Raw genomic sequence first — 26,409 nt, 5'->3', positions numbered from 1 at the left:
CGTCAGATGCTGGAAATCCGCTTCTCGGCGATGCCTTGAACAGCGGTCTGGAGTTCCTGCACCCGCTCGAAAGCCCAGTCCAATTCCGCATCGCCGATAGAGTATTGGGGAGAGTATCGCCCCTTGATGTATGCCTGATGGAGAAGTTCAAAACATCGCCTGGCGAACTTGTCCTCGCGCGGCCAGATCGGGATCAGTTCGCGCGCGACCTCCTCGGCCCGGCTGCGCAGGAACTTGAGGTGATGCGTCCCCGGGCAATGGAGGGTCTTGACCGCTAAAACTGCCTGATACGATTGCTCGGCGGCCTGATGAAGCTGGAACGCGGCGTGACTGTTCGCTCCCCGCGAAAGTGCAAAATCCGCCGTATCGAGGAAGATCCTGGCGTTATCGAACCACTGATGGAAAAGCTGGTGTGTCTGCTGGCGAAGTTCCTCTCGCGGGAGCCTCTTCGGCATCTCGAACTGTGTCGAGCCGCACTGATAGAGCGCTATCCCCTTGCGCAGGAGGTCGAGGAAAAACGGTCGCCCACGATTGAGCTGCGCGGTGAAATCGTCGAGCGAATGGACCACCAGATTTGGCAATGCCGAAATGCGCTGGGCTATCGAGTATTCGCGCGCCAGCGCGTCCTTCGCCTTGTTCCAATTTTCGACTTCGTTCGCCAGACGCTCATGGTTGACGATGACCAGGATATCGTAATCCCACGCGTGGCCGTCCAGGTGATGAGCCTCCCAGTCGGCGCGCGCATAGGCGCCGTAGAGAATGACGCTCAGGATCCGACCTCGCCGCTTCCACGGCTGTGTTCCGCGCGCAATGGCGTCCTCGAACTGCGAGAATATGATCTGCACGACCCGTTCCAGGTCGCGCTGATGCTGTTCGGGCAAGTGGTCGAGATCGGTCTTCATAGTCCCCCGGATTTGGAAAAGTCCGGTCCAGAGACGCCGATTATCGAAAACACCCTCAGCGGGACTTCTCTTTAATCCAGCGGCTTGCCCAGATGCTTCTCGCAGATCGTTTTCACTTCCGCCTCGAGCAGTTTGATGCGCTCGACCAGCCACTCGAGCTCGACATCGCGGATGACGTAGTGCGGCGAATACCGGCCCTTCACGTAGGCCTGATAGAGCAGCTCCCAGCAGCGATTGCCGAACTTGGTATCACGCGGCCAGACCGGGATAAGATCGCGCGCGATGTCTTCCGCCCGGCCGCGCAGATACTTCAGGTTGTGCGACTTGGGGCTGTAGAGTTTCAGGACCAGCAAAACGGTGTGGTAGAAGTTCTCTGTAGCCTGGTGGAGCAGGAATGCGGCTTGGTTGCCAGAGCCGTCTGAGATAAGAAATTTCCCGGCGCGCAGGAACGCGCTCGCGCTATCGAACCACTGCCGATAATGGTTCTCGGCCTCGATGTGCGCCACCGCACTGTCGAGCGGCTTGGGCAGTTCGAACTGCTGCGCTTCGAGCTCGTAAAGCACGATGCCCTCGCGCACGACGTCGATGAAAAACGGTCTGCTGCGCGATAGCTGGAAGTTCGCGTCCGCCATTGAATGGACGGTCAGACCGACCGGCGCCGAGATCAAGTTCATGATGTCGTAGGCCCGGTTGAGGTGATCTTTGGCCTTGCCCCAATACTCGGCCTCGTCGGCCAGACGCTCGTCATTCACCACGACAAGGATGTCGTAGTCGGAATAGTACCGGCCGACGGGATCGGCGACCCAATCGCCGCGCGCATGCGAGCCGTAGAGGATCACTTTCATGATCCGCCCTTGCTTCTTCCAGCCCTGCGTCGCGAGCCCGAGAACGTCCTCGAATTCGGCAAAGACGATCTCCACCACGCGCTTCAGGTCACGGCGCTTTTCTTCGGGAAGGTGATCGAGATCCGTCTTCATAATCGCCTGATTCTAGACGAGTTCGGGGGAAGGACAACACACGTTTTGCTGCACGCACAGGAAATCCCCGCGCCGTTTTCGGCGCGGGGACCGGCTGTCAGTCGGCGGGATTCCAGATGATCGCGTAGCTGTCTTCATCGTCCTTGCCGGCAGCGCGACCCAGGTTCGCGTAGATGCGGCGCGGCCCGAATTCCGGCGCCGCCAGCGTCAGCGAGATGTAGTCATTGCCCGAGGCCTCGCTGCGGCGCAGCCATCCGGCACCCACCTCGACGCCGGAAGACGTGACCCGGAAATCCGGCTGGGTGTCGGCGGTCTTGCGGGTATTGGGCGCGATCTCGATCTCGGCGCGGATAGAGAGTGTGCGAAGCTGACCCTTGAAGCTGCGACCATCGCGCGTGACGTATCCGATTGCGGGCATGATAATTCTCCTTGATCTGTCGCCGCGAGAACCATTCCCGGGCGATGGGCAGACCGAAGGGACAGTCACAGCGGCGCCCGCGAACCGTGAGGCCGCAGCGTCAGCGAAGGACCGGAGCCGGCGGCTTGTTTGGAGCGTCCGCGACCGCGAGGAGCCCGCCTTTGGCGGGCGGGGAAAGAAGCCGTTCGGCGATGGTTTGCGCGGGACCGCGACTGTTCCAGGTCACTGCCTCGCACCCGGAATGGACCTGACGACCGATACGGGAACGCTGTCAAAGCCGCAGTTGGAAACGCAAAAGGCACCGATCTCGCCTCGATGGAACCTGCCTTGCTCTGTCTGAAACCGAGCCGATCCGAAGGGCGACTCTGTGTCCATCCGTCGACACTCCCGAAGCGCGGGTTGAACGTTATGCCCCCCACTCGAGCTCGCAGCTTGCCGCAGAAGCGCGTCGATTTATCGCAGCCCATATGGATCGCGGCGCCCGTCGATTGGAGAATTCGCAGGTCGTTTAGTGAAGCGGGGCATTGCCCGCGCATGGAGAACGCTATGACGATCTACACGCTCAAGTTCCATGAAGACCGCCACGGCCCTGCCAAGGATATCCGGTTCGAAGCGACCGACCCAGGCGCCGCCCTCCTGTTTGCCCAGAAAGAAGCACCCGAGCGCCCCGCCGAATTGTGGAACGGTTCGCGAAAGATCTGCACGCTCACGCAGAGCGGTAGCGGTGTGTGGGAACTCAAGGCGTGATCCGCCGGTCGTCGCGCCCCGGCGCCGAACGGCCTTGGCCGGCCGGGAACTCTTCAGCGGCTGTTGCAGTTTGTCAGTCCGCAAGCGTCCGGAAGAACGATGGAGGAGAGACATGAAAATCTACACGCTGCGCTTTTCGGACGATGGCGAGGGTCTCGCCAGGCGCATCGAATTCAAGGCCGAGGACCTCACCGCCGCGCTTATCATTGCCCATCGCGAGGCGAATCGAAGGACGGCTGAACTTTGGGAAGGAGCAACCAAGCTCTGCACCATTCGGCGCGAAGCGAACGAGAATGAAGTCCCTGTCTTTTCGCAGCGCCGCCAGATGGCCTGAACCTTCGCAAGCGGTCACTGTCGACGGCCGCCCTTTGGTGCGTCCGTCGGTTCGATGGTGCCCGGGATCAGTTCAGCGACGGCGCGTCACGAGGCGGGTTTCGCCGCAAAGGCTGCAGGCATCCTTGTTGCGTTCGAATCCGTTAGTCCCTGCCAGTTCGCGCACAAGCTGATCGGCGTGATCAAGCGGCGAGAGTCCGAGCGTCTGGTTGATGCATTCATCGCAGATCGGATCGGGAGAGAGCCGGGAAACAAGCTTTTCGATGGCGTGAAGCGCGTCGGTCTGAATTGCAGTCATGGTCTTTTTCCTGTCACCGATTGCGTGCCACCGGGATAGGACCACGGCAACGAAGTTTTGGTGTCAGCCGCGGACCCGCGCCTATCAGGGCGCGGGTCCGCGGCCGGAATTTTCTCTCGCCGCAACAAGTTGGATCGGAGGCGGATTGTTCCGCCTCCGATCATTTTTCAGGCCGCCAGCCGGTCGCCTTGCGGTCCGGCATCCTCCGTGAGGTCCTCGGGCCCCGCCCCTTCGGTTGAGCGCGAATCATAGGTTTCGCCCCAAGCCTCGCCGCCCTCCTCTTCCGCCGGTTGTCTGTCGGCTTGCATGGCCGCGCGGTCGTGCGCCTCGACCGTGCCGACTCCGCCCCGCTCGGTATAGGCGGATGGCGGGAAAACCATCCAGCGGGGCACCCAGCCCTCCCGCTTCTCGCGCCCGCCGCTGCCCGCCAGATGGTCGCGGATTATGGCGCGCAAGGTCTTGGCCTTCTCCTTGGCATTGGCCTCGGCCACCAGCTTTCCGGCCACCTCTCCGACCATGGCGAGCAGAATCTCGCGGTCACGCAGCGTTTCGAGAAAGGCTTCGTCGGCCTCCCACCAATCCGCCATGGGAACACCGATGGCGAGCCCCACCGCTTCCACCGAAGGGCTCCCGGCCTCCAGCGCCTCGCCCATGACGAGCGCCAGCACGTCCAAGACCTGCGCATCGGCAAGTTCGGTCAATCGAGCGAACAGGCCGCAAAGCGCGCGCAGCCCGCCCCGCATACCGTAACCGGTCCCGCCGATCACCGTCGGTTCGTCATCCGGCAAGCCCAGAAGCGCCAGAACTTCGCGCCGCCGCGCATCGAACACAGCCTCGGCCCGGCAATTCTCGACGCTTTCCTTCACCGCGTCGTTCTTGGAAGCCTGCGGTTCGACCACGATCCGCCATAGGGCAGACCCGGCGATGGCGTGGGCAACCATGAGCCGCAGGGCAATGCTCGGCCGTCCCAGCAGTTCGGTGCGCACGGCGGCATGGCGGTGCAGGTCGATATAGGTCTGGGTGATCGAGGTCAGTTCGGGTCGGACGGCCTTCGGGCTTGCCCCGCCCTCTCCCGCCTCGGACTTGGCGAGCCGCGCCGCTTCCTTCGTTGAGAGGTAGCCTTCGTGAATGACTACTTCGCCATTGCCGCGAACGTCAAGATAGACGCGCCCGCCCTTGCGCTTCGGGGTCTTGTCATATTCCCACGAATGAAAGTGGGTTTCGGGAGGGAGGATGACGGCATCGGTCCAACCCGCCTCGATGAAGCCCGCGCGCTTGGCCTCAACGGCGGCATTCTGGAGGTCCCAGAATGCGTCCGTCTCGGCAAAATACGCGTCTTCTCCGAAGAGGTCCGAAACCGTGGCGAGCCCACTCGCCTCGACATCGAACAGCGCATGGCCGGTCGGAACGGAGGTTCCGCCGAACAGGAACGATTTCAGCTGAAAGCCGCGCGGCGCGTAGCTTTCGGGGTCCTCGGCAAGGGCCAGCCATGCCTTCTGCTGCGATTTCGACGCCATGGTGAGATAGCGGATGGTCGCCGCGTCGATCTCTTCGGCCCGGTACATCTCGCGGATGCGGGGCAGAAGATTGCCGAGCGCAAGAATGCGCTTCACCGAAAGGTTTGGCAGACCGAAGGTCAGGCCTATATCCTCGACGCTTCGCCCTTGCTTGATGAGCCGGGTGAAGCAGGTCCAGCGCGAAACTTCGTCTGGATCGAGCCGGGCGATGTTCTCGATCAGCGAGGCCTCGACGGCGCTGGCATCGTCGGCATCGTCCAGCACCGCGCAAGGCAGCATCGCCGCTTCGGGGTCCGGCTCGCCCGCCTCGGTGCAGACAGCGAGCCGCTCGGCGGCGACGATCTGCGCGGCATGGAAGCGGCGGCATCCCGCAATGATCTCGTAGTGCCCGGCCCCCTCAACGCCTTCACAATTGGGCCGAACGATCACCGGCTGGATCACGCCGCGCGCCCGGACGGTCGGCAGGATATCCGACACATCGGGAGCCTTGCGTGCATAGCGCATGTTCGCCTTGCTAACGGAAAGGTTGCTCAGAGCGATGAATTCGAGTTTCATGGGTGTACTCCGGATTGAGAGTGCCGGTCCGTCCTTCAGGTGGAATAGTCGGGCGGACCGGCTTAGTTTTGACGGTGGACGACCGTCTGCGTCTTCTCCCCTCAGCGGGGCGAAAGCCTGATGGCGGACGGGTCCTCGCGCGTGAGCCGGTCCAGAAGCAAAGCGGCATCGGGGATTGATCCAGCGAGACGCGCGGCCTCCGTCCAGACGGAGAGCCGGTGCCGGGTGCAAAAGCCCATGTCGCGTTCGATGGTGAGCCCCATCGGCAGGCGGATCGCCTCGATCTCGCGAAGCGATGAAATGCCGAGTTCGGGGCATCCGAAGCCAAGGTCCGCCAGCCCGAACAAGGTGTCGTCGTCGGCATAGATTTCGGTCACCAGCCAGACCGCACGCCCCATCGGATTGAACAGGCGGACCAGCGGCAGCGGATCGAACTTGGGGTTTTGCATGCAATGCTCGAAATTGGCTGAGAGCATCGAGCGGATGGAGCGGCAAAGGAGGGTCATGCCAGCGCCCTCCCCTCGTCATCGTGGCCATCATCGTGGCCGTCATCGGGGGCGTCCGTGTGGCCGGGTTTCTCGCTTTCGGGCAGGCTTGCCTCGTAGCGGGAAAGCACCCAGTCCGCCGCCTTGCTCGCCATGCTGGCCGCGCGGAAGATTGCCCGGTTGTCCTCGCGCAGGACTTCGAGCCATGCCCCGATGTAATCGGCATGCCGGACAGTAGGAACGATTCCGAGCGAGGCGCACAGGAATGCCGAGCCCATTTCGGCCACCATTTCCTCACGCGCGTAGTCCTTGGAGCCGAACGCACCTGTCAGATTGCGGTTCAGCCGTGAACTATGGCCGACTCCATGGGTCAATTCGTGCAGCGCCGTCCGGTAGAAGTTCACCTGATCGTGAAATGCCTGCTGCGGCGGCACTTGTACGAAATCCTGCCCCGGAGAATAGAACGCCTTGTCCCCGCCGATCCGGAAATCGATCCCGCTCGCGGCAATGACGGCCTCGGCCACCGGCACGATCTCGCGTTCGGGCAGTGCCACTGGTCCGGCCAAGAAATCGTCCGGCAATCCCTCGCACTGCGCGACATTGAAGACCGTGAACCTTTTCAGGAAAGCAACCGAACGGGCATCCCCGCCAGTTTCGCGCGCCTTGGCCTTTTCGGCCTCAGGCGTGAAGCGGTCGGCATAGACGACTTGCGTTCCGCGCTCGCCCTTGCGGACATTGCCGCCTGCACTGAGAGCCTGCCGGAAAGTCAGCCAGCCCTGCGAGGCCCAACCGCCCGCAATGACCGCGCCCCACAGGATCAGCACGTTTATTCCCGAGTACCCGCGACGGGTCAGGGCATTGACGGGAAGCCCTGCTACCGGTCCCCCACCATTCCCACCGGCGGTCTCACTGCTCCACGGTTGCACCCACGGCACCCGCCCCTGTTCGAGTTCTGCGATGATCCGGGCCGTAACCTCGTCGTAGAGCGAGGCCCTGTCGGAACCCCTAGGGGCAGTGGCACGAATTGCGGCCCCCGTGTTGCCGATCTCGGGATTACCCCCGGCCACCCTCAGGGTAATTCCCGATTGCGACCCCGCGCATGACGGAGCCTTGCGATTGCGGCGCATGTCTCACCTCCATACCCCGCCCCAAACCACCATGGCCTCCCCCGACGGAGCGGGGGTGGGCGGCACGGGCGACCGCAAGGCCCGCTGCAGGGCAGCGCCTGCACGCGCAGCCGGGGCCCCGATCCAACAGGATCGGGGTGGCAAGGGCCGGAGCGAAGTCGGAGGAGCCGCATTCATGCGGCTTGCAGGCGGTGCCGGCGGGCCTAGACGGGCGCCGAGCCCACCCGCGCTCCGAGAGGGAGGCCCACAAAAAAACGCCGCGCGCGAAAGCGCGCGTCTGCGTCACCGGTCCATCTTGATGGACCGAGCCCTGCGCCAGCGATCCTCACCGAATGGCGTGCGCCGTTGAGGCGCGAGAAGAAAGGAGTGTTCTACCGAACGAAACTTACTGGCACAGTTTCTGCCTGACCGACTTACCGGTGCCGGTGATGAGCCGGCTGAGATTCCGAAAGGGAAACGGGACCATAGCATGTCGGTGAAGGGATCGAAGCCTGACTCCGCAGTCGGGCGGTTGACCTCCGGGCAAGGTGCGCATGGTGAAGACTGGATTGTCTGAATCCCAGTTTCCAGCGGTTAATAGGTGAGCGATGGCGAACGCGGATGACACGCCATTTCGTGCAGGGCGAGGAGCGCGGCCTAGCGAATCGCCGCCAGTCTGCACGGCGCGGCCCCGGTCAGGGGATCAAGGAAACGAACGGGGCACCTAAACGCATCGCGACTCCTCCTCGTGCAACTACGGGATCGCCTAAACAGGCCAGCGTACCGGACCTGCATGGCGACGGAGCCGTCATAGTACTCAAATGCCCGGTGTAATGGCCGGGACAGCCACCGCGAGGTGGACGGACCAGCGGTACAAGCGGCGAGTGATCGCCCGTGAAATCCGCCCGGTACGGGGGAAGGACGGCAGTTCTGCGTAACTCGACCAATCGATGGAAAGGAACTGCTGATGCAGACCGCTATTATCCTGAGAAGGCTCGAAACTCTTCCGGCCCTGTCGCGGGCGGGAAAGCGGGTCAATGGTCTTCACCGTCTGTTGAGATCGTCGCATCTCTATGAACGGGCCTATGTCAAAGTATCCCGGAACCGGGGTGCCGCGACACCGGGCGTTGACGGGCAAAGCTTCGACGGCATGACGCTTGAGAGGTTAGCCAATCTCGCCCGGCAGGTGGCCGATGGCACATACCGCCCCCGACCGGTCAGACGGGTCTATATCCCCAAGGGCAATGGCAAAATGCGCCCATTGGGCATCCCTACGGTCGATGATCGCATTGTTCAGGAAGCGGCTCGAATCGTCCTCGCGCAAATCTATGATCCTGTGTTCTCAAAACATAGCCATGGGTTCCGCACGGGACGCTCGTGTCACACGGCGCTCGAAGAGATCCGCAATACCTGGACAGGCATGAAATGGCTGATCGAGGTGGATGTTCGCGGGTTCTTCGACAACATCGATCATGACATCCTGCTCAGGCTTCTCTCGAAACGCATCGATGATTCTCGGTTCATCGGTCTGATAGAACGGATGCTGAAGGCGGGCGTCATGGACGACTGGATGTTCGAGCGGACCTATAGCGGCACCCCTCAGGGCGGCGTAATCTCGCCCTTGCTGGCCAACATATATCTCCATGAGCTTGATGAGTTCATGGAGGAAATGCGGGTCGGCTTCGATCAGGGAAAAACGCGTAGGGCAAATCCTGCCTATACGCGTCTATCTCGCCAGATCGCCGATTATCGTGCCGAGATCGATGCCCTCCGCGCCGGTGGCGCGGACGATGCCGAGGTCCGCAATCTGTTGAAGCGGATCAAGGCAGTCACGAAGGAAAGGCAGGCATGTTCATCTGTCGATCCAATGGACCCCAACTTCCGGCGCCTGCGCTATTGTCGCTACGCCGACGACTTCCTCGTCGGTGTAATCGGCAGCAAGGCTGATGCAAAAAGGATCAGGGCTGAAATCGAAGCGTTCCTTCGTGATCGGCTCAACCTTGAGGTGTCACCGGAAAAAACACGGGTCAGTGATGCATCGAAGGGATCGCCGTTCCTTGGCTTCCACGTTTGCGCCTTCACGTTGCGGTCTGCCGGATCAATGGCAGGGCGTCCGAAGGTCGGTGGCGGATCACGTCGTGTCCGTCGCCGACCAACGCGGGGCAATATCAAGCTGTGGGTGCCGAGGTCGCGGGTCTATGGGTTCTGCAGGCGTAAGAAACTCGGCAACCTCGACTTGAGGAATGGCCGGGTACGTCCGCAGTTCCTCGACTCCAGTGTCGCGGAAATGGTCATTGCCTACAACTCAGAGCTACGTGGCCTCGCCAATTATTATGCGATCGCCGACGGCGTGAAAAGCTCGCTCAACGGCCTTGAACTCGTCATGTTCAGGAGCCTACTGGCGACCATCGCGTCGCGGCAGCGCATAACGCGGGCGCGAGCCATGGCAAATCTGAAACTGGGGACGGACTATGGCGTGAAAACCATGGTACGGGGTGAACTGCGGGTCCAGATGCTCTGGCGGTTGAAGCACTTGAACGCTCGGCCTTGGCAACAGTCGGTCGTGGATAATACCACTGTCGGCTCACGCCTTGCGTTGAGCACGAACGACATCATCACACGCCTCAGCGCCCGCGAATGCGAGAGCTGCGGCGATGTTGATGGCCCGTTCGAAGCGCATCATCCCAACAGACTGAAGGACAAGCGGCGCGGCCCGATGACGGCGTGGAAACAATCGGCTCGGCGGCGCGGAACTGTCGTTCTGTGTCGCTCATGCCACGTCCACCTCCACGGCGGCCGGTTGACCAGCGGAATGGAGAGCCGTGTGCATTGAAAGGTGCAAGCACGGTTCGGGGGGAGGCGCTGGAACGTCCTCGAAAGAGGCGTTCCGCGTCGACCCTACCGAGACCGAAAGGGCTCGGTGCCCTGCACGCGGGCACGCTGCCAGCCCGCGCGCGGCATGGAGCGCGGTCGCGCTTCAGGCGCGAGGCGCCGAAAAATGTCGTTAAAACAAAAGGATGTGGCAAAATTCTTATCATATAACGGAAAGACAAAGTGAAAACGGAGACACTGTGACCGGAACAATCATGCTGCAGGCAAAGCAATTCACCCAAGCCGACCTCCATCGCGCACAAGCGCTGGGCGCGGTCGAAGGCAGCTACTGGACCATTACCGGCACCTGTCTGCTTTCCGCCGCGACACTGTTTTATCGAGAGGTCGTCACCTTTCTCCACCTCAACACGCTGGGCTTCACCCCGGCTAGCCAGGACGAACTCTGGAGGATGGGCAAAATCATCGGTTTTGGCTTGCTGGTGATGGGATTCCAGATTTTGCGCCTGAAACGACTTAACCGCAGGCACGCCAGCCTGTCTGCCGAGATCGGTGCCGATGATGGTTACGTAGCGCTAGACAGCCGCAAAGCCTTACACGGAAAGCTGGCGGGGATGACGCATCGCCTGCGCCAAATTCTGACGAAGGGCGTGTAGTTCAAACAGACACTCCCCGACGACGCTGGTTTCGTAGCAGGAGGGTACCGCGATATCGAGGACTGAGCGCATCGAAGCCGGCCTCGGCCCGCCCGCGCCACATGGCCAGGCCGCAACTTTGCAATCGCCTTCCAGAAAGGCATCTGACATTCAAGCCGAGATAACCGGATGCAGATGGAGCAGGCGATTGGCTAACGGAACATGGATGGTTCGCGTGAAGCACAACAAGGTTTCGGTCGGCATCTTCGCATGTTCGCTCTACGAATTGCCGCTCCTGGTGGATGAAGCCTGCGACCCGGGTGCCTGCGAGTTCAAGCCTCTGCCGGCGGGCGGCTTCATTTTCGGAGGCACGGTGGCGCTTCACGAGGTAGACGAGTGCGCCGATCACGATCTGCCCCATTTCAGTGACGGCTTTCTCACGGAAGGATGGGCCGGCGAGGCCTATGAAGAGACGGGCGACTGGCGGCCGATCATGATCGCGCAGAATGACTAGCAGGACGCCGCCATCTGCACCAAGAAGCGCATTCGCATAGTAGAAACCGCCCCCTGATTGGCAGCTTCCACCCATCAAGGGCCCCCGCCGCCCGGACGTCGGCATATCCACCACTCCCGACCCCTCAACCAATCGACAGCGTCTCATCCAATGGTCTGATCGCCCTTATAGTCGGTCAGTCCTGGCCGCCTCCTTTCTATAAATTTCCCAGGACTGGCGGGGGATGCATGATGGGCAGGCGGGAAGCACTGGATCGCCAGTGCAGGACAATCGAGGCAATTGCCGGGGCCGTCGCCATGGCCGGGATAGAACCGGCAGTCCGCGACTACCTGATGGAACTCATCGGAAGAGCAAGGATCGTCGCCTCGCCGGAAGCGCCCGGCAAATACCGCCGCCTATCGATGGCATCGACCAGACAGCTCTACCGCGACGTGCAGTTTTCTGCTCGAGCCGCCTGTCCTCTCGTGGTCGCTGCTAACCCAGATCGCCCAGGCAGACCTTGCGCTTTCGGTGCTTTCCGCACAGCCCAGGCACCGGGTGCCCGGCTAAAAGCCAGTCATGCGTCAGGCCCACGACCGCACGCACGCCCAGCCCCATCATTCATCAAGGGAACAGCTTGAGCTGATCGGGATCCGGAATTGCAGGATAGTCGGAAAGCCGTTCGACGATCGACTGGGCAAGTTCGTCGGCAGCTTTGAGTCGCATGCGCTCATCGCGCATGGTGATCCCGACCCGCGCCCATGCCGGCGCGGTGAGGATGGCCTCCGATAGCTGCTGTGGATCGAGTCTCTCCATGACACGAGGTTAGAACAAATAAAGAACAAAGCACAAGTCCCCTTGCGCGCCATCACTCCAGGCGACATGTGCACTTCTGGCAAAATCAGGGGGTTACATGAGCGACACATGCGGGAATTGCGGCGCGGAAATCACCAGCGGCGGGATCATCAAGGGCCCCAACCGCCGGTACAGCGCCAAGCAGGCCGAGATCCTCAATTTCGTGACGGGTACGCAGTACGCAGAAATCTGCGAGAAGTGCGGCAAGCAGGAATACGAGAACGCAATCCTGAGCCTCAAGACCGAGCGGCAGGCATGCCAGGATTACATGAAAGCGAACGTCGTCGATTTTCCGATGATGACGATCTCGCAAATCCCGCCCGGCGCCGATTGCAAGATCAAATCCATGGTGACCGCGAACGTGACCGTCGGCACGGGCATGTTCAGCGAGCTCAGCCAGGGCTTTTCCGACATGTTCGGCGCGACCAATGTGAATTCGGGCATGGCGCTGAAGGTCAACAGCGGCGAAGCCACAGCCCGCTCGATACTGGTCACCAAGGCGGTGGCGATGGGCGCCAACTGCATCATCGGCGTCGACGTCGACTACGGCACGACCGCCAACAATGCAGCCACGGTCAATATGCAGGGAACGGCCGTCATCATCCGCAATCTCGATGCGATCCTCGACGAGGACGTGCTGGAAAAATTCAGCCAATTCGAGGCATCGCTGGCGCGCGCCCAGGAAATCAGCCGCTGGCTGGCCGGCGATCTCACACCTGACAGCGTGCCCGCGTAAGATCTGGCACGCCTGCCCACTCCCCCGCGCTCCTCAAAAACCTCCAGAACTGCGAGAAATCGTCCCATGCGCCCCGTTCATATTGCCGCCCTCGCCTCGCTTGGCCTCGTGATTTCGCCGGCCTCGGCGCAGGTGAAGGACAGCCACGGCAATGCGCTGCGCGTCGGTCTGCCCGCCAAACCGGCCCCGGATTACGATGGCGGCACGATCAGCGCCGGCCGCCCGGCCAAATGCGTGCTGGACAGAGATGCGCCGCAGGTCTGTACGTTCTACCCTCGCAATCGCGATGGCAGCTTCGCCATCGATGTGGAGGGGATGGCCTATTATGCGGACAAAGTCTCGCCGAGCGAGGTCATCGTCGATTACGACAACGGCGCCCGGATGGTTCCGCAAGGCTCGTTCACGCGCAGCAAGCGCGATCCGGCCTGCTGGGTCCAGGGCAGCGACCGGAAAATTTGCGTCTATTGAGACCAGCCCCCGCGAGAGGGAGAAAGCGCCGGTCTGGCTCCAGCCAGCATGCATGCATGAGGAATCCCGGTCCGCCCAATACGTGCAGATCCGCAAAAAGAAACCCATAAAATACTGACCAATAATCACTTTTGATGGTTGCACGCGGGCCGCGACCGGTCATAGTGCTCTCCTCCCCAAAAGGGAGAAGGGGGCTGGAAGGTGCGACCCGACCCCAGCAACGGCGGCAGTTCATTCGCCCCCCGAACCGCCGCCGCCCCTTACCCCGCCGCTTCGCGGTCCAATCCGTCCCGACATCAGCGCGACTGCGCACATGGAACCCTTCCCCGCATTCGCCGGTTGCGGCACAGGAGGTCTTTTTTCATGTCCGAGCAAAATGCCGAAGTCCGCGCCGTTTCCGAACTCGACCTCGAGCGATATCTCGGGACCTGGTTCGAAATCTGCCGCCTTCCCCTCAAATACGAGGATGCCAAGGCAACCGATATTACCGCCAATTACGCCCTCAACGAGGACGGCTCAGTCCGCGTCGAGAACCGGCTCCTCGACGAGACTGGAAAACCCGACCGGGCGATCGGAAAAGCCGAGGCGACGGACGCTAGCAACGCAAAGCTCAAGGTCAGTTTCCTGCCCGACTATCTGCGCTGGATTCCCTTCACCAAGGGCGATTACTGGGTGCTCGCAATCACGCCCGATTACGAGACGGCGCTCGTCGGCACGCCCGACCGTGATCATCTCTGGGTTCTGTCGCGTACACCGCATCCGCTCCCGGAAACCGTTGAAGGCATGCTCAAGACAGCCACCGCCATGGGCTTCGACTTGTCCAAACTGATCTGGACCGAGCAAAGCGGCGTGCCGGTCCCTGCCAGTGCATTCGCGGACTAACCAAACAGTTCAACCACTGGCAGGCGCCTGACTGTCGCTGCTCGGATGGGCACGCACCGGTGCCGCATGGCAACCTTGATGCAGCCGATCAAGACAGATGAGAAATGCGGTTTCGGCCATCAATAGAACCGCGAGACCGACAAAGGAACTGCAAGGGCGGATAGAGAGGGCGGCATTATACTTTTGAAAATGACCTCAATTATCGATTCCAACTTGCGTTTCGAACGCATTGATGGTTGCCACGGGACCGGTGCGATTCACATTTTCACGCGGGTGGCAAATTAAAATGATGAAGGACGTCCTACTGGAGCTGACGAGCGACATTGTCGCTGCGCATGTCACGAACAATACCGTTTCCGCCGACCAGCTGCCGCAGATCATCGCAGCAGTCTACGGGTCGCTCGACAGGCTCGGGCAGCCGGCGGAGCCAATCGAGGAAGAACGCGTTCCTGCGGTCCCGATCAGGTCTTCCGTCAAGGCCGATGCCATAGCTTGCCTGGAATGCGGCGCGAAGCAAAAGACGCTGAAGCGTCACCTGATGGCGCAGCACGGCCTTTCGCCCGATGAATACCGCGCGCGCTGGAAGCTAGCTTCCGACTATCCGCTGGTAGCGTCCGACTACGCGGCCACGCGCTCCCAGATGGCGCACAGCATTGGGCTTGGCAGCAAGGGCGGCCGGAAAAAGAAGGTCGAGGCGCCCAAGGCACCCGTCGAGAATGCCGAAATACACGCGCCGACTGCGGCCAAGACCAAACGTAAGCTTGGCATCAAGGCCGGTTGAAGGCGATCGGAGAGCGAGCCGGCGGTCCTGGCCGTTCAAGCGATTTCCATGCCCATCAATGAACGGTACTCCCCCGCCGCCATCGACCGCGCATCGCGGACGAGGCGGCGGATCCGCGACTTGAGGGAATCCGATCCGCCGTTCGGACCGGCCCACTCCGTTCCGTAAAGGGCTTCCGCCATCTGCGCGATGCTTGCCCCGTCGGCTAGCGCGTCGGCAACGCGCAGGGCCGCTGCGAAGCGCTCCATCCTGGGATCCGGCGGGAACAGCGAAGTCACGAAGCGCCTATGAGCGCACAGGGCCAGCAGACGCCTGAGAGGCTGGATCCGGGGCCGCAGGGAAGCCAAGCCCGCCAACCTGTACTGTAAAACGACTGGCCCATCCTGGAGGGTCCCGGCAAGCACATCCAGCCTTATCCGGCACCTGCCGTCCGTCAGCGCAACGTGCTCGCAGCCTCCTGGCCCCACAACGGAACTGAACCAGCAACGGAACCAGAGAGGGTCGATGGCGTCAGGATCGCTGGGGCGTGCAAGCTGCGCCTCAACCGGGATTGCTCCGGGGTCGAACGCCGCACTCCAGATGAGCTTTGCCCCGCAGGCGCCGACTGCGGGGTTCTCGGCGAAAGTGAAGTCCCCATTTTCGGGTCACCTCCCCATCGCCTCCGCCACGGGTCGCTTCGCTCGCGCGGACGTACCACTCGATATACCGGGGATCGCGCCGAAGCCATTCCCACATCATTGCAGCGCGATCAAGCCTGATGAGATGGCGATATTGCGTGCCATCGCGCCAATTCGATTCCGAAGCCGGCGCATTGCCGCAGCCCCCGGTCATGGGGCCGGCACGCCCGCTTCCCGCGCGTATGACAGTTGTGTGACGCAAATCACATTGCGACCTGCCACCAAGACGATAAGTTGCACGCTACGTACAATCGCGGATCGCTGAGGGAATGAGGGCCCGATGCGTTTTCGCCCGTAAGCGGAAAGGACGGCTCGACGCGTCCTGGCGGCTTGAGACGCCGCGGAGAGCCGGTACGACGCATGGGCGTAATCAGCGCACACAAGAAATTCGAGAAACTCATTTCGGCGGCAGAGAATCTGCAGCAGCTCAACCTCGCCATGGCAAGCATTACCCAGGCGATGGGCTGCGACTTCTACGCGATCGGCCACCACGTCGATTGGGGCCCAGCCAAGCCCCACGCCTTTCGGCTTCAGAACTACCCTTCTCACTGGGTAGACTTTTACGACAGCAACAATTGCTGGGGGCGGGATCCCGTTCAACGGGCGTCGGGCCGCACTCAAAAGCCGTTTCTGTGGCGCGAGACTTCTGATTTCATCGAGGTAACGGGGAACGACGAGCGGTTCATGGCGCTTGCCCAGCGTAACGGGCTTGGCGACGGCATCACGGTGCCCTCCAATATTCCCGGCGAGTTCCAGGGGTCTTGCACTTTCGCGGTCGCGCCGGGCCGGCATCTCAACGAAGACGGCGTCTATCTGGCGAGATTGATCGCACCAGACATCTTTCATGCGGCCCGCAAGCTGATTGGAATGGCGCAGCTTATCGGACACATGAAGACGGCCCAACTGACGCAGCGCCAGCGTGATTGCCTGCTCTGGATCGCAGCCGGCAAGTCCGACTGGGAAACCGCGATCATCCTGGGGATCAGCGAAGAGACGGTGAAGCAGCATATCAGCGACGCCTGCAACCGCATGGGAATAAAGAAGCGCACATTGTTGCTGTTCCTCGCGTTGCGGAACGGAGCGATCAGCATTTCAGAGGTGCCGTTTCGCTGATATCCCCCTTTCCGGGGATAACGCTGACTGAATTTCCGCAGGCAGAAATACGAACCTTTTCAATGGAGGTTCGCCATGATCCACTGCCTTTCGCGTCCACCGGCCAACGGGGAGCACGCCGTCCTTCGCGCCATGTTCGAGGCGCGCAAGCGCGTCTTCATCGACCTGCTGAATTGGGACCTGCCGGTCCTTGGCGGTCGTTTCGAACTCGACCAGTTCGACAACGAGCGGGCCATCTACATTGTGCTCTCGGACAACAACGGAGCCCATCGCGCTTCGGCCCGGCTGCTCCCGACGACGCAGCCGCACATTCTCGACAGCCTGTTTCCCGAGCTGTGCGAGGAAGCCATTCCGCGCGGGCCCACCACCATGGAAATCACACGCTTCTGCCTCGAGCGCCGTTCCAGCGCCGCGCAGCGCCGAAAGTCCCGTGACGAACTGGTTCATGCGCTCGTGCGCCATGCCCTCGAGAACGGCATCGAACGCTATACGGGCGTGGCCGACCTGCCCTGGCTGCGCCAGATATTCGCCTTCGGCTGGCGCTGCAGACCGCTTGGGGCGCCCAAGACGATCGGCGGCCGTCGCCTTGGCGCCCTGTCGATTGAGATCGACGAAGACACACCGGCGCTGCTGGAACGCGCCGGCCTTCTGGCTGCGGACGACCAGCGGGAGGTCTGCCATGCGCATTAACGACCTGGCCGGTCGCGCGCGGCGCGACTGGGCCGCCCTCATGGACACGGGCTACTGCCTGATCAAAGGTGCCGTTCCGGCTGACGAGGTCGAAGCGCTGGACCGCGATCTTGCTCCCGCTTTCGAGACGACGCCTCTGTGCAGAGGCAAGTTCTCCGGCGAGAAAACGCAACGTTTCGGGCGCCTGCTGCTGCGCTCCACGCGAACGGAACGCTTTGTCTTTCACGAAACAATCAAGGCCATGACGGAGAACGTCCTGGCGCTGGGATGCGATACCATGCAGCTCAGTGTCACGCAGGGGATTGCCGTGCACCCGGGCGAAGCCGACCAGTTGCCTCACCGGGCCGAACATGTCTGGATGGCGGGCAGCGAGCGCTATGAACTGCTGGTCAACGTAATCTGGCCCCTGACGGCGCACATGGCCGAAACGGGTTCAACCCTCGTCTGGCCGGGCAATCACAAGCGGGGCGTCACTTTCCCGCCACCCAAGGACCCCGGAGTTGCGATCGAGATGGTTCCAGGCGATGCGCTCATGGTCCTGGGGTCCACGTTGCATGGAAGCGCGGCCAATCGATCCGATGGAATCCGCCGCGCAGTCAAGATCGGATATTGCCTCGGCTGGCTCAAACCCGAGGAGAACCAGTGGCTTGCCTATCCACCGGCGATTGCCCGGCGCTTCTCTTCTGAACTTGCAGACCTCGTTGGCTATCGGCGCCACAGGCCCAATCTCGGTTGGCACGAAGGGCAATGCCCATCCCTGCTGCTCGCGCCTCACCCCAGCGAACCGACAGGGGCCACCGACACCCTGCCCTCTTGGGAGTGCGCAGCTCTGGCGGCCTTCTCGGCCCACCAGGAACCGCACGCATGAACGCGGGCATGACGGCCGAGCGGGTCTACCAGGAACTCAAGGACATCATTCTGTCCGGGTCCATCCGGCCCGGCGCTCGGCTGGAGCCTGCCCGTCTCGCGGCTCGCCTTACCAGCAGCGCGACCCCTGTCCGCGATGCACTCCACCGCCTTGCCGGCGAAAATCTCGTCGATATGCGTACCAGCGACGGCTTTCACCTGCCGCCGCTCAACGAAGTCTTACTTGGTGACCTCTATCGCTGGAACAACGAACTCTTGAGGATTGCCCTACGACACCGAAGGCGATCCCCGCCCGGCAGTGGCGGCGAAGTCCAATCCGGCGATGCGGCAAGTGTCTTTGCGGCGATCGGCGAGGCAACGCGAAGCAGTCCGATCACCATGCACGTCGCTTCCGCCAATGCCATGCTGGCGACTGCGCGACACGCCGAATCGACCATTCTTGCAGGCGTCGCAGCAGAGGTTTCGGAGATTTGGCGCCAGTTCACACAGTCTTCCAGTGAGACAAAAACATCAATTCAGAACTACCACAAACGAAGATTGTTACATTTACCTGAGATAATAAAGGCAATAAATCAACGCGCCCCGCAGCCCAAATAACAATCGATCTATATTTTAGATATAGATTTCAGATCAGACTTCAATCGCAATACACTTGTTGGCGCCGCAATGGTGCGGTTTCAATGAGGAGTATACCATGAATCGAGAACTGACCGTCATCGAGCTGGGCACTGCCAGCATCGAGACCCGCGGCAGTATCGGTGCCAAGCAGGACGGGGTGCTGCTTCAGCCCCAGACCATGCTCACCGACGACTGACCATCTGGATGCGCGGCCCCGCAAGGGGTCGCGCATCTTGCGTTCCCTTGCGGAGTTCCTGCCATGCCCTATGCCCTGTGCCGCGGGGTCTCGTATTGCCGGATCGGTGAGAGATTGCTGTTCCTCGATCTGGCCTCGGATCGTTACCTCTGCCTGCCTCCCGCGATTGAGGCCTGTTTCATTGCGCTCAGCAAAGGCGAAAACGCGGATGGCGCGATAATGGCCTACCTGCGCGAGACCCGCCTTATCGAGCGGGCCAACTCCCCGGACCTCGGTGCGTGCCCTGCGCTTGCGCCGCCTACCTCCAGCCTGCTCGATGCTGCGTTGCCGGAAACAAGAGCCATTCTGCCCGCGATCACGCGGTTGGCACTCGCTTCCGCTTCGCTCAAATGGCGAGGGTTCCTTGCCGCTGTCGCGGGTCTCGCCATACGCAAGGATAGCAAGCGCGGCGCATCGCCGCTCGCGAACAGTTCTGATGGAGACAGTCTCGTCGCGCTCCGCGTCGCCGCTGCTTTCGATGCCTGCGACAAACTCGTCGGCAGCAGGGACAAATGCTTGCCCCGTTCGCTGGCCGCCGCGCATCGCATGTTGGATCTCGGCCTTCCGGCCCACCTTGTCGTGGGGGTGCGGCTGAACCCGTTTCATGCCCATGCCTGGGTGCAGTGGAACGATCTTCTCGTCAATGAACGCATCGATGCAACGCGCGCGTTCACTCCGATCCTCGTCGTATGATCGAGGATCGCTTCGTCCTTGTCCTGGACGCCCACGAGAACGCCAGGGAATGCGCACGATCCCGCATTTCCGAACTCGGTCTCGCCCCCGTGATAGACGAGCCCGGCATTCTTCTCGCCGTGAGTGCAGAGGCACGCATCATTGAACTTGGGGATGCCGGTGCGGTAATCGGTGCCGTCTATGCCTCGGGCATCCGGCACCGGCTGGAAGCGATCGACACCGACACCATCGTAACGGTCCGATCCTCAAGGGGACAGCGTCTCGTCGAGGCGTTCTGGGGGGACTATGTCGCGATTGTGCGAGGAGACGGGGAGACCGCGCTCGTTCGCAGTCCGTTCGGACGTCTCGCATGCCACTACGTCAGAACAGAGCATGGCCTATTCGCGGGATCGCATCTCGACGATCTCCTTACCCTGGCAGGCAAGGTGCCAACGATCGACTACGCGGCCATTGCCAGGCAGCTGATCGCCGGCAGCATGCGGCATTCCTGGACGTGCCTTGAAGGGATTGAGGATCTGCGCGGCGGGGACCGGATTTCCTTCGACCACCGGGCAGCTGTCCGCCACGATCAGGTATGGACGCCTTGGAAGTTCGTGCAGAGCAGGCGGACCATCTTCGATCGCGACGACGGATCAAGGCGCCTCAGGCATACTGCCATGGCCTGCGTCGCCAGACTGACCGAGCATTTGGAGCGTCCCTTGCTCATGCTTTCGGGCGGCCTGGATTCCTCGGTTACAGCGGCCTGCCTCGCCGCCACGGAACGCCCCTTTATTTGCCTCAACCTCGCAACCGCGCACGATAATGCCGGCAACGAGACCGAGTATGCGCGAATGGTTGCCACTCATCTCGGGCTGGAACTTGCCGAACGCACAATGGGTGAGGATCCGGAAGACATCAGGGAGTTCGCAAGGAACAGGCTACCGCAGCCGGCGGCACGCGGTTTCGAGCAGCTTCTTTTCCGTCAGGCCGGACGCTTCGCCCAAACTGCCGGCTGCGACGGCGTGATAGACGGGGGCGCCGGCGACAATGTGTTTGGAGCCTTGATGTCCGCGTCGCCAGCCGCCGATTGTCTGCTGGATCCTGCCGGCGCCGGCGATTTCAGAAGGGTTTGCAGCGATATCGCCAGCATCGTACAGGCGCCGCGTTGGAAAATCGCATGGAAAGCGCGGCGACGCGCCTACTCGGCGACGAGGCCGTTCCGCTGGCCGATCGAAACCCTGTTCCTGAGCAAGGATGCCGCCGCGCTCGCCGACGAGGCAGCGCGCCATCCCTGGATCGATGCCCACAGCGTTGCCCTTCCCGGCCGGGCGGCGCACATCGCCATGATCGTGGCGGCCCAATGCGTGGCCGAAGATGGTCCCTACGGCGCCCGCATCAATGCAGTATCCCCCCTGCTCGCGCAGCCGCTCGTCGAACACTGCCTCGCCATTCCGAGCTGGTACTGGTTCGAGAACGGCTGCAACCGTGCCGCAGCCCGGCGCGCTTTCGAAAGCCACTTACCGCACGATGTCGCATGGCGCCGGTCAAAGGGCGCGCCGGACAGCGCCGCAATCGCCATGTTCGCAAGAAACCGCCAAGTCATCCGCGACGAACTTACGTCGGGCGTGCTTTCCCAGTCCGGCATCCTCGACATGCGTGCCGTACTCAAGACCATAGACGACCCGCGCCCGATCACGGGAACCGACTACAACCGCATCCTGCAAATCTTCGATGCACAGTGCTGGGCAAGAGGAATCCTTGAACGCTCCTAGGCTCTGGTCGCTTCCGCCTGAAGAACTGTTAAACACCCGATATCGGAGGCATTGACGTCGCCGGAGCCGAAGATCATGCGCGGCAGAACCTGATCGTTCAGTTGCCTGTGACAGTCCCCCCCGCAGCGCAGTTCAATGCACTTTCACCCCAGCCGATCGCATCGCCTCCCACCTCTCGTATTGCAGACGCTTCGACGGGGCCTCGTCCTCGCGTCCCCCGAGCCAGAATTCGAACCAGTCGATAGACCGATCGTAAGTTGCCAGCCGATGAGCTGGCTGCCACTTGTCGTGAAACTCATCAGGATAAACAAACAGCTCGACGGGCTTTTCAGCTTCGCGAAGCGCCGTAAATGAAGGCAGCGCCAGCAGCGTCTCGCGGTCAGCAAGCTGCATGAGTATCGGCGTGTCGATCCGGCGCGCATTGACGGTCAGGGACAGCGGCTTCCAGAACTCCCGATCATCGTCGACAAAAGTTGGCAAGCCGGTTTTCCGGTTCTCATCAGCCCAGGCGAAGCCTCCCAATGCGAGCGAACTCAGCACATCGTCGCAGCAAGAGCTCATGGCTGCTGCAGCGAACCGGCGCGAATTTACCATCGCAAACTGGACGCTGGAGGCGCCATCACTGAGCCCGGTGATGCCAATCCGGTCGGGGTCGATGAAGCCTGTCGCGACTGCCGTGTCGATCCCGCGATCGAGAGAAGACATCAGGCTCCTGCGCTCGTTCCAGCCGTTGTGGTCCGCGGCCAGCGTCTCTTCCCAGCTCTTCAAGCCGGGAATGATCGAGGACGAAGATGGCGGGCGCTCGAAGCTCAACACGGCCAGCCCGTGAGCCGCCATGGGATAGATTGGGTAATCATCGCCGATACCGCCGCGCAAGAAGCCTGTGCTGTGGTACTGAACGATCACCATGGGGAGTTTCGAATGGCCGTCATATCCCGGCGGCAAGACAAGATCGCCCCAGGCAGGAAGGCCCCGGTCGTTGGCCCAGCGCAACCTGCGGACCGTCCCTAGCCTCAAACCGGCAAATTCCGGATTTGGATCGAAGATGGTCCTGAACCGTCCCGATTGCAGATCCAGGGCAGCAATGCGCCGAGGCGTGGTCGCATTTTCACGGCCACAGATGAGTTCGCTGGCAGCCTGGATGCAACCGGTAAACGCATCGCGCGTGCGCAAGACGAGCGAGATGCGTCCGGATACGGGCATCCAGCGATAGAGCGTCCAGTCTTCGCCGTTCCAGCCTTCGCGACGGAGGAAGACTATCGAACGCCCTCCACTTTCCCAGAACACACGCAATATCCGCCCCACGCATTGCTCCAGACCGCACGGCTGTTCCTTGCCGCCGGGCATTTGCGCCCAGAGCCGCAACGGCGCTTCGGGATGACCGGTTGTCCCGGCGGTCCAGGCAATCGCACCATTCCTCGCCCACACAGCCGAACCGCCGTGAGTATCCGGCCCGGGCGACGGCCAAGACCTGATCCGCTCCTCTTCGGCCGCCACGCGAACCGATCCGCTCTCGAGATCCACAATGAACGCGCGCTGCGGGATATCGCGCGCCCAGGGTTGCGGCTCCCACGATTGCTGGGGAAGTATGCTCGAGTCGTAGCGCCAGCCGGAAAGCCCATCTGCCTCCGTCTTGCGCTTCGACCCGAGCTGCCCTGGTCTGGCGAGGTAAGTTATGTGCGACCCGTCGGGCGACCAGGAGAAATCTTCGATATCTACGGGAGACTGCGTCACGGCCTGCGTGCCGTTGCCATCGGCTCCAACTCGCACGATCTGGACAACACCTCCGACCAACTTCCGGTATGCAAGCGACTTGCCGTCAGGCGCCCAGACCGGCGTAATGAGGTCGGGCAGGCCAGTGGTGATGAACACACCCCTGAAGACGCCTGCCAGCTTGGGAAGCTGACCTCCTCTGTCGAGCACTTTGGCAGGCGAGCGGCCATCGGCCGCGACCGTCACCAGCGCCGAGCAGATTGAATTGGTTTGCGGATCGCCGCGAGTAATGACGAAGGCAAGGGTCCTACCATCAGGAGAGAGAGCGAGTGGACTGGCGGCCCCACCCATGACTTCCGGAAACCCGATGTCGCGCAAGCGCGCGACATCGAGGGTGGTAATCTCCCTTTTCCCATGCGCTGCAGTCACCAGCGGCATAAGGTCATCGCAAGTGGCGTACGCGCGAGGCGAGACCATGCCCGCGGCGAGGGCCGCGAGCATGACCGGAAAACGATTTACCATTTCTTGGTCACCGTCAGGCTGACCACGCGCCCGAACGGCGAGTAATTCGTGCTGTCGTAGGGCGTATCCAGAAACGAACTGGTCGCGATCGTATCCGGCTTGTCATTGAAAACATTCTGGATTGAAGCAGTTACGTCGATTCCACCGAGCGGCCCATGCAGGCCCTTGGGATGGAACCGCAACGTGAAATCGACCGGTACCATGCCGGAAACCTTGATTGACGGCGTCGAACGGATGTCGCGAACCGGACCGATGTAATTGACCGCCGCTGTAAGCGTCAGGTCGGCACCGGCCCAGCTCAGTTCCCCTCGTCCGCGAACGTGCGGCGGATTGAACAGCGTACCGGCCAGCTGCGTCCAATCCTGGCCGGCTCCGAGCTGCTGCTTGCTGTCGAGATAGCTTGCATTGAGCGAGGCACTCAGCCGTCCTTCGCCAAGATCGAAACTGTAGCGGCCGAGGATGTCGACACCATGGATGTTCTGGCGCCCGGCATTGACGTTGGAGTTGTCGACGATCGCAACCACGCTTGCGGGGTCATAGGCACCACTGGTGAGGTTCGTGAAAGTGATGAGCCGCGAAATGACGTCGTTCTGCTGGTCGACCGTGGGATCGAGCGTGACATAGGGAGCGTAGAGCGGATTGGTCAGCGCCTCTCTGGTATAGGTAATCGGCGTGACGATCCGGTTGCGGTAGCGAATGTCGAAGTAGCTCACCTCCAGTTCGGCGCCGTCAAGCGCTGTCGGATGAAGCGCCAGGGTAGCCGACCAGTTGGTGGATCGCTCGGGTTTGAGATCGGGATTCCCACCCTGGAAATCGATCACGGTCCCGTTCGTACCCCCGAAGTAGTAGGAGTCCTCGAGGTAGCCGGGATTGGCGGTATATTGCTCGTAGAAGGTCGCGGCCCGGAAGGATTTGCCCCAGCTGCTCAGAATCGTGAAATCCTTGGTCGGATCGTATATCAGCCCCAGTTTCGGGGTCGCGACCGATGCGATACCGGGATACTTCTCGTAGCGCGCGGCAGCACTCAGATTGAGGCTTCTCCCCAAGGCCGAGTTCTGGTCGGGTGCGATGAGCGGAATGCTCAGCTCCCCGAAAGCATAATAACTGTCGCGGGATTTATCGACGAATTGGCTGGGCCCAAGGGTCGTCTGGCGGTGGAATTCGTCGCGCCGGTAGCCAGTCCCGAAAGCCGCCTTGATCGCGCCGGCAGGCAGATCGAAAAGCTTGCCGTTCCCGCTCACTTCGACATTGGCGGTGGCGTTGCGATAGTAGCCATTGCCCACGCTTGCCGAGGTCGCACCGTAAGTAACCGTCCCCTCATAGTAGACCTTGTTCCATCCGTAACTGCCAGCGAGGGTGACTTCCCACTGCGCGGGAAGTGACAGCGTCACGCTAGGGGCCAGTGCCCAGGATTCCGCTTTCTGCAGCGTATCGTATCGGCTCACTGACAGGTCGCCGGTCGCATCGAGCGGCATTACCTGCTCGCGCCGCCGCTTGTTGTAGATACCATCGAGATCGAACGTCAGGTTGGAGGCAAGATCCTGCCGAAGCGTCAACGCTGCATTGTAGTGATGCATGGCAGGATAGACTTCGAGCCCCGGAGAGGTATTCCTCAGGTAGGAGCGCTGGCTCGACTTGATTGCCGAGTTGCTCCCATATTCGGCCGAAACCATGGCGCTGCCGGAAGACCAGACTTTGCCGAGCGTTGCGCCATATTGCTGCTGAAAATTGCCCCCATCGGTCGAGCCGCCGACGCGCGCCGTCGTTTCCAGCCCGTCGAAGTTTCGCCGCAGGATGATATTGGCAACGCCTGCGACGGCATCGGAGCCGAATAGGGCTGAGGAACCGTCTGGCACGATGTCGATGCGTTCGATTGCTCCGAAAGGGATGGCTGAGACGTCGACACTCTGTAGCGCAGCATCGAAGCTGAGCCGGCGACCGTCGAGCAAGGTCAGCGTTGCATCGCTTCCCAACCCGCGCAGATTGATCGAGGCCCCACCCCCAACGTCAATATTCTTTCCGCCAGGGAGGTTCGCGCCGACCCCAGGATTTTGACCACCCGAGAAGTTTTGCGGAATGGCGCGGATCACGTCGTCCGCGCTCGACTGCCCGGCATTGCGCATTTGCTCGCGACCGTAAGTCAGCTGCACCGATGCCACTGGGGCGCCGCGGATGCGCGATCCCGTGACGACGATGCCGCTATCATCGGCGTCGCTTTCGGCGCGCGTGCTGACGATTACTCCGCCGCCAGATGGACTGAACTTCAGCCCGGTGCCGGCAAGGACAGAGGCAATCGCTTCCTCAAAGGTCAGCTTGCCATCAACGGCGCCTGCAAGCCGATCGTTGACCACCGCATCATCGACGCTGACATTGCGGCCGAAAATGCGCCCCATGTCCCGCAGTGATGCGGAAAGCGACTGCGCAGGAAGATGGACCTCGACCCTCGTATCGGCTTTCGCAGCAGCCGGCGCACAGATCATCGTTGCGGCCGCAGTCATGCTGCAGCACGCCAG

At 61.7% G+C, this 26,409-nt stretch carries 28 protein-coding genes; 16 read left to right on the top strand and 12 right to left on the bottom strand.

What is annotated here, in order from left to right; all coding sequences use genetic code 11:
- Positions 1 to 2: 2 nt before the first annotated feature.
- The 3 genes from ACZ1JC_RS07205 to ACZ1JC_RS07195 all read right to left on the bottom strand — a co-directional run bounded on the left by ACZ1JC_RS07205 (position 3) and on the right by ACZ1JC_RS07195 (position 2,297).
- The gene (locus ACZ1JC_RS07205; protein WP_465140222.1) at positions 3 to 902 is read right to left on the bottom strand and encodes a nucleotidyltransferase and HEPN domain-containing protein; all 900 of its coding nucleotides are present in this window, start codon (positions 900 to 902) and stop codon (positions 3 to 5) included.
- Between the two features lie 71 nt (positions 903 to 973).
- Positions 974 to 1,879 carry a HEPN domain-containing protein gene (locus ACZ1JC_RS07200; RefSeq protein ID WP_465140223.1) on the bottom strand — a complete coding sequence of 302 codons (906 nt, stop codon included), beginning with the start codon at positions 1,877 to 1,879 and terminating at the stop codon, positions 974 to 976.
- A 97-nt stretch (positions 1,880 to 1,976) separates the two neighbouring features.
- A complete protein-coding gene (locus tag ACZ1JC_RS07195; RefSeq protein WP_465140224.1) occupies positions 1,977 to 2,297 on the bottom strand; it encodes a DUF736 domain-containing protein in 321 nt (106 codons plus the stop codon).
- A 546-nt stretch (positions 2,298 to 2,843) separates the two neighbouring features.
- Here ACZ1JC_RS07195 and ACZ1JC_RS07190 point away from each other — a divergent pair.
- Together ACZ1JC_RS07190 and ACZ1JC_RS07185 are read left to right on the top strand one after the other, a co-directional pair.
- Positions 2,844 to 3,044, top strand: coding sequence for a hypothetical protein (locus ACZ1JC_RS07190; protein WP_465140225.1), 201 nt, complete (start codon positions 2,844 to 2,846; stop codon positions 3,042 to 3,044).
- Positions 3,045 to 3,156: 112 nt separating this feature from the next.
- A complete protein-coding gene (locus ACZ1JC_RS07185) occupies positions 3,157 to 3,378 on the top strand; it encodes a hypothetical protein (RefSeq protein ID WP_465140226.1) in 222 nt (73 codons plus the stop codon).
- A gap of 72 nt (positions 3,379 to 3,450) precedes the next feature.
- Here ACZ1JC_RS07185 and ACZ1JC_RS07180 read toward each other — a convergent pair whose 3' ends face one another.
- The 4 genes from ACZ1JC_RS07180 to ACZ1JC_RS07165 all read right to left on the bottom strand — a co-directional run bounded on the left by ACZ1JC_RS07180 (position 3,451) and on the right by ACZ1JC_RS07165 (position 7,278).
- Positions 3,451 to 3,675, bottom strand: a complete 225-nt coding sequence (locus tag ACZ1JC_RS07180) for a hypothetical protein (protein ID WP_465140227.1) — start codon at positions 3,673 to 3,675, stop codon at positions 3,451 to 3,453.
- A 167-nt stretch (positions 3,676 to 3,842) separates the two neighbouring features.
- Positions 3,843 to 5,747 carry a ParB/RepB/Spo0J family partition protein gene (locus ACZ1JC_RS07175; RefSeq protein WP_465140228.1) on the bottom strand — a complete coding sequence of 635 codons (1,905 nt, stop codon included), beginning with the start codon at positions 5,745 to 5,747 and terminating at the stop codon, positions 3,843 to 3,845.
- A gap of 101 nt (positions 5,748 to 5,848) precedes the next feature.
- Positions 5,849 to 6,253: a DUF2958 domain-containing protein gene (locus ACZ1JC_RS07170; RefSeq protein WP_465140229.1), complete on the bottom strand. Its 405-nt coding sequence runs from the start codon at positions 6,251 to 6,253 to the stop codon at positions 5,849 to 5,851.
- Positions 6,250 to 7,278 carry an ArdC family protein gene (locus ACZ1JC_RS07165; protein WP_465140273.1) on the bottom strand — a complete coding sequence of 343 codons (1,029 nt, stop codon included), beginning with the start codon at positions 7,276 to 7,278 and terminating at the stop codon, positions 6,250 to 6,252. The genes ACZ1JC_RS07170 and ACZ1JC_RS07165 overlap by 4 nt, the downstream gene beginning before the upstream one ends.
- Before the next feature lie 1,027 nt (positions 7,279 to 8,305).
- Here ACZ1JC_RS07165 and ltrA point away from each other — a divergent pair.
- From ltrA to ACZ1JC_RS07150, 3 genes are all read left to right on the top strand, one after another.
- Complete coding sequence (gene ltrA / locus ACZ1JC_RS07160) at positions 8,306 to 10,171, top strand: group II intron reverse transcriptase/maturase (protein ID WP_465140230.1); 1,866 nt, start codon at positions 8,306 to 8,308, stop codon at positions 10,169 to 10,171.
- Between the two features lie 238 nt (positions 10,172 to 10,409).
- On the top strand, positions 10,410 to 10,823 hold the full coding sequence (locus ACZ1JC_RS07155; protein WP_465140231.1) for a hypothetical protein: 414 nt from the start codon (positions 10,410 to 10,412) through the stop codon (positions 10,821 to 10,823).
- 214 nt (positions 10,824 to 11,037) lie between these two features.
- Positions 11,038 to 11,316: a hypothetical protein gene (locus ACZ1JC_RS07150; RefSeq protein ID WP_465140232.1), complete on the top strand. Its 279-nt coding sequence runs from the start codon at positions 11,038 to 11,040 to the stop codon at positions 11,314 to 11,316.
- 603 nt (positions 11,317 to 11,919) lie between these two features.
- Here the strand turns inward: ACZ1JC_RS07150 and ACZ1JC_RS07145 are convergent.
- Complete coding sequence (locus tag ACZ1JC_RS07145; protein WP_465140233.1) at positions 11,920 to 12,111, bottom strand: DUF6771 family protein; 192 nt, start codon at positions 12,109 to 12,111, stop codon at positions 11,920 to 11,922.
- A gap of 97 nt (positions 12,112 to 12,208) precedes the next feature.
- Here ACZ1JC_RS07145 and ACZ1JC_RS07140 point away from each other — a divergent pair, with 97 nt between their 5' ends.
- From ACZ1JC_RS07140 to ACZ1JC_RS07125, 4 genes are all read left to right on the top strand, one after another.
- Complete coding sequence (locus ACZ1JC_RS07140; RefSeq protein ID WP_465140234.1) at positions 12,209 to 12,886, top strand: heavy metal-binding domain-containing protein; 678 nt, start codon at positions 12,209 to 12,211, stop codon at positions 12,884 to 12,886.
- Positions 12,887 to 12,952: 66 nt separating this feature from the next.
- Positions 12,953 to 13,354, top strand: a complete 402-nt coding sequence (locus ACZ1JC_RS07135; protein WP_465140235.1) for a hypothetical protein — start codon at positions 12,953 to 12,955, stop codon at positions 13,352 to 13,354.
- Between the two features lie 363 nt (positions 13,355 to 13,717).
- Positions 13,718 to 14,236, top strand: a complete 519-nt coding sequence (locus ACZ1JC_RS07130; protein WP_465140236.1) for a lipocalin family protein — start codon at positions 13,718 to 13,720, stop codon at positions 14,234 to 14,236.
- A gap of 286 nt (positions 14,237 to 14,522) precedes the next feature.
- Positions 14,523 to 15,017 (top strand): Ros/MucR family transcriptional regulator, encoded by a 495-nt coding sequence (locus tag ACZ1JC_RS07125; protein WP_465140237.1) that lies wholly within the window; start codon positions 14,523 to 14,525, stop codon positions 15,015 to 15,017.
- Positions 15,018 to 15,052: 35 nt separating this feature from the next.
- Here ACZ1JC_RS07125 and ACZ1JC_RS07120 read toward each other — a convergent pair whose 3' ends face one another.
- Together ACZ1JC_RS07120 and ACZ1JC_RS07115 are read right to left on the bottom strand one after the other, a co-directional pair.
- Complete coding sequence (locus ACZ1JC_RS07120) at positions 15,053 to 15,421, bottom strand: DNA -binding domain-containing protein (RefSeq protein WP_465169052.1); 369 nt, start codon at positions 15,419 to 15,421, stop codon at positions 15,053 to 15,055.
- Between the two features lie 136 nt (positions 15,422 to 15,557).
- Positions 15,558 to 15,848, bottom strand: coding sequence for a transcriptional regulator domain-containing protein (locus ACZ1JC_RS07115; protein WP_465140239.1), 291 nt, complete (start codon positions 15,846 to 15,848; stop codon positions 15,558 to 15,560).
- 206 nt (positions 15,849 to 16,054) lie between these two features.
- Between ACZ1JC_RS07115 and ACZ1JC_RS07110 the strand changes: the two genes are divergently transcribed.
- The 7 genes from ACZ1JC_RS07110 to ACZ1JC_RS07080 all read left to right on the top strand — a co-directional run bounded on the left by ACZ1JC_RS07110 (position 16,055) and on the right by ACZ1JC_RS07080 (position 21,661).
- Positions 16,055 to 16,807 (top strand): LuxR family transcriptional regulator, encoded by a 753-nt coding sequence (locus ACZ1JC_RS07110; protein ID WP_465140240.1) that lies wholly within the window; start codon positions 16,055 to 16,057, stop codon positions 16,805 to 16,807.
- A gap of 75 nt (positions 16,808 to 16,882) precedes the next feature.
- A complete protein-coding gene (locus tag ACZ1JC_RS07105) occupies positions 16,883 to 17,497 on the top strand; it encodes an acyl-homoserine-lactone synthase (RefSeq protein ID WP_465140241.1) in 615 nt (204 codons plus the stop codon).
- Positions 17,487 to 18,365, top strand: a complete 879-nt coding sequence (locus tag ACZ1JC_RS07100) for a phytanoyl-CoA dioxygenase family protein (protein WP_465140242.1) — start codon at positions 17,487 to 17,489, stop codon at positions 18,363 to 18,365. Before ACZ1JC_RS07105 ends, ACZ1JC_RS07100 begins: the two co-directional genes overlap by 11 nt.
- Positions 18,362 to 18,961 carry a GntR family transcriptional regulator gene (locus ACZ1JC_RS07095; RefSeq protein WP_465140243.1) on the top strand — a complete coding sequence of 200 codons (600 nt, stop codon included), beginning with the start codon at positions 18,362 to 18,364 and terminating at the stop codon, positions 18,959 to 18,961. The genes ACZ1JC_RS07100 and ACZ1JC_RS07095 overlap by 4 nt, the downstream gene beginning before the upstream one ends.
- A gap of 97 nt (positions 18,962 to 19,058) precedes the next feature.
- Complete coding sequence (locus tag ACZ1JC_RS07090) at positions 19,059 to 19,178, top strand: benenodin family lasso peptide (RefSeq protein WP_465140244.1); 120 nt, start codon at positions 19,059 to 19,061, stop codon at positions 19,176 to 19,178.
- 63 nt (positions 19,179 to 19,241) lie between these two features.
- Entirely contained in the window at positions 19,242 to 19,910 is a 669-nt protein-coding gene (locus ACZ1JC_RS07085; protein WP_465140245.1) for a lasso peptide biosynthesis B2 protein, read from the top strand.
- The gene (locus ACZ1JC_RS07080; RefSeq protein ID WP_465140246.1) at positions 19,907 to 21,661 is read left to right on the top strand and encodes an asparagine synthase-related protein; all 1,755 of its coding nucleotides are present in this window, start codon (positions 19,907 to 19,909) and stop codon (positions 21,659 to 21,661) included. Before ACZ1JC_RS07085 ends, ACZ1JC_RS07080 begins: the two co-directional genes overlap by 4 nt.
- Positions 21,662 to 21,793: 132 nt before the next feature.
- Here ACZ1JC_RS07080 and ACZ1JC_RS07075 read toward each other — a convergent pair whose 3' ends face one another.
- Positions 21,794 to 23,896: an Atxe2 family lasso peptide isopeptidase gene (locus ACZ1JC_RS07075; RefSeq protein WP_465138646.1), complete on the bottom strand. Its 2,103-nt coding sequence runs from the start codon at positions 23,894 to 23,896 to the stop codon at positions 21,794 to 21,796.
- Entirely contained in the window at positions 23,890 to 26,394 is a 2,505-nt protein-coding gene (locus ACZ1JC_RS07070) for a TonB-dependent receptor domain-containing protein (RefSeq protein WP_465138647.1), read from the bottom strand. The genes ACZ1JC_RS07075 and ACZ1JC_RS07070 overlap by 7 nt, the downstream gene beginning before the upstream one ends.
- Positions 26,395 to 26,409: the final 15 nt, after the last annotated feature.

The organism is Sphingomonas sp. BL-S-28 (assembly GCF_055521515.1).
This window is presented reverse-complemented; position numbering and strand designations above follow the sequence as displayed.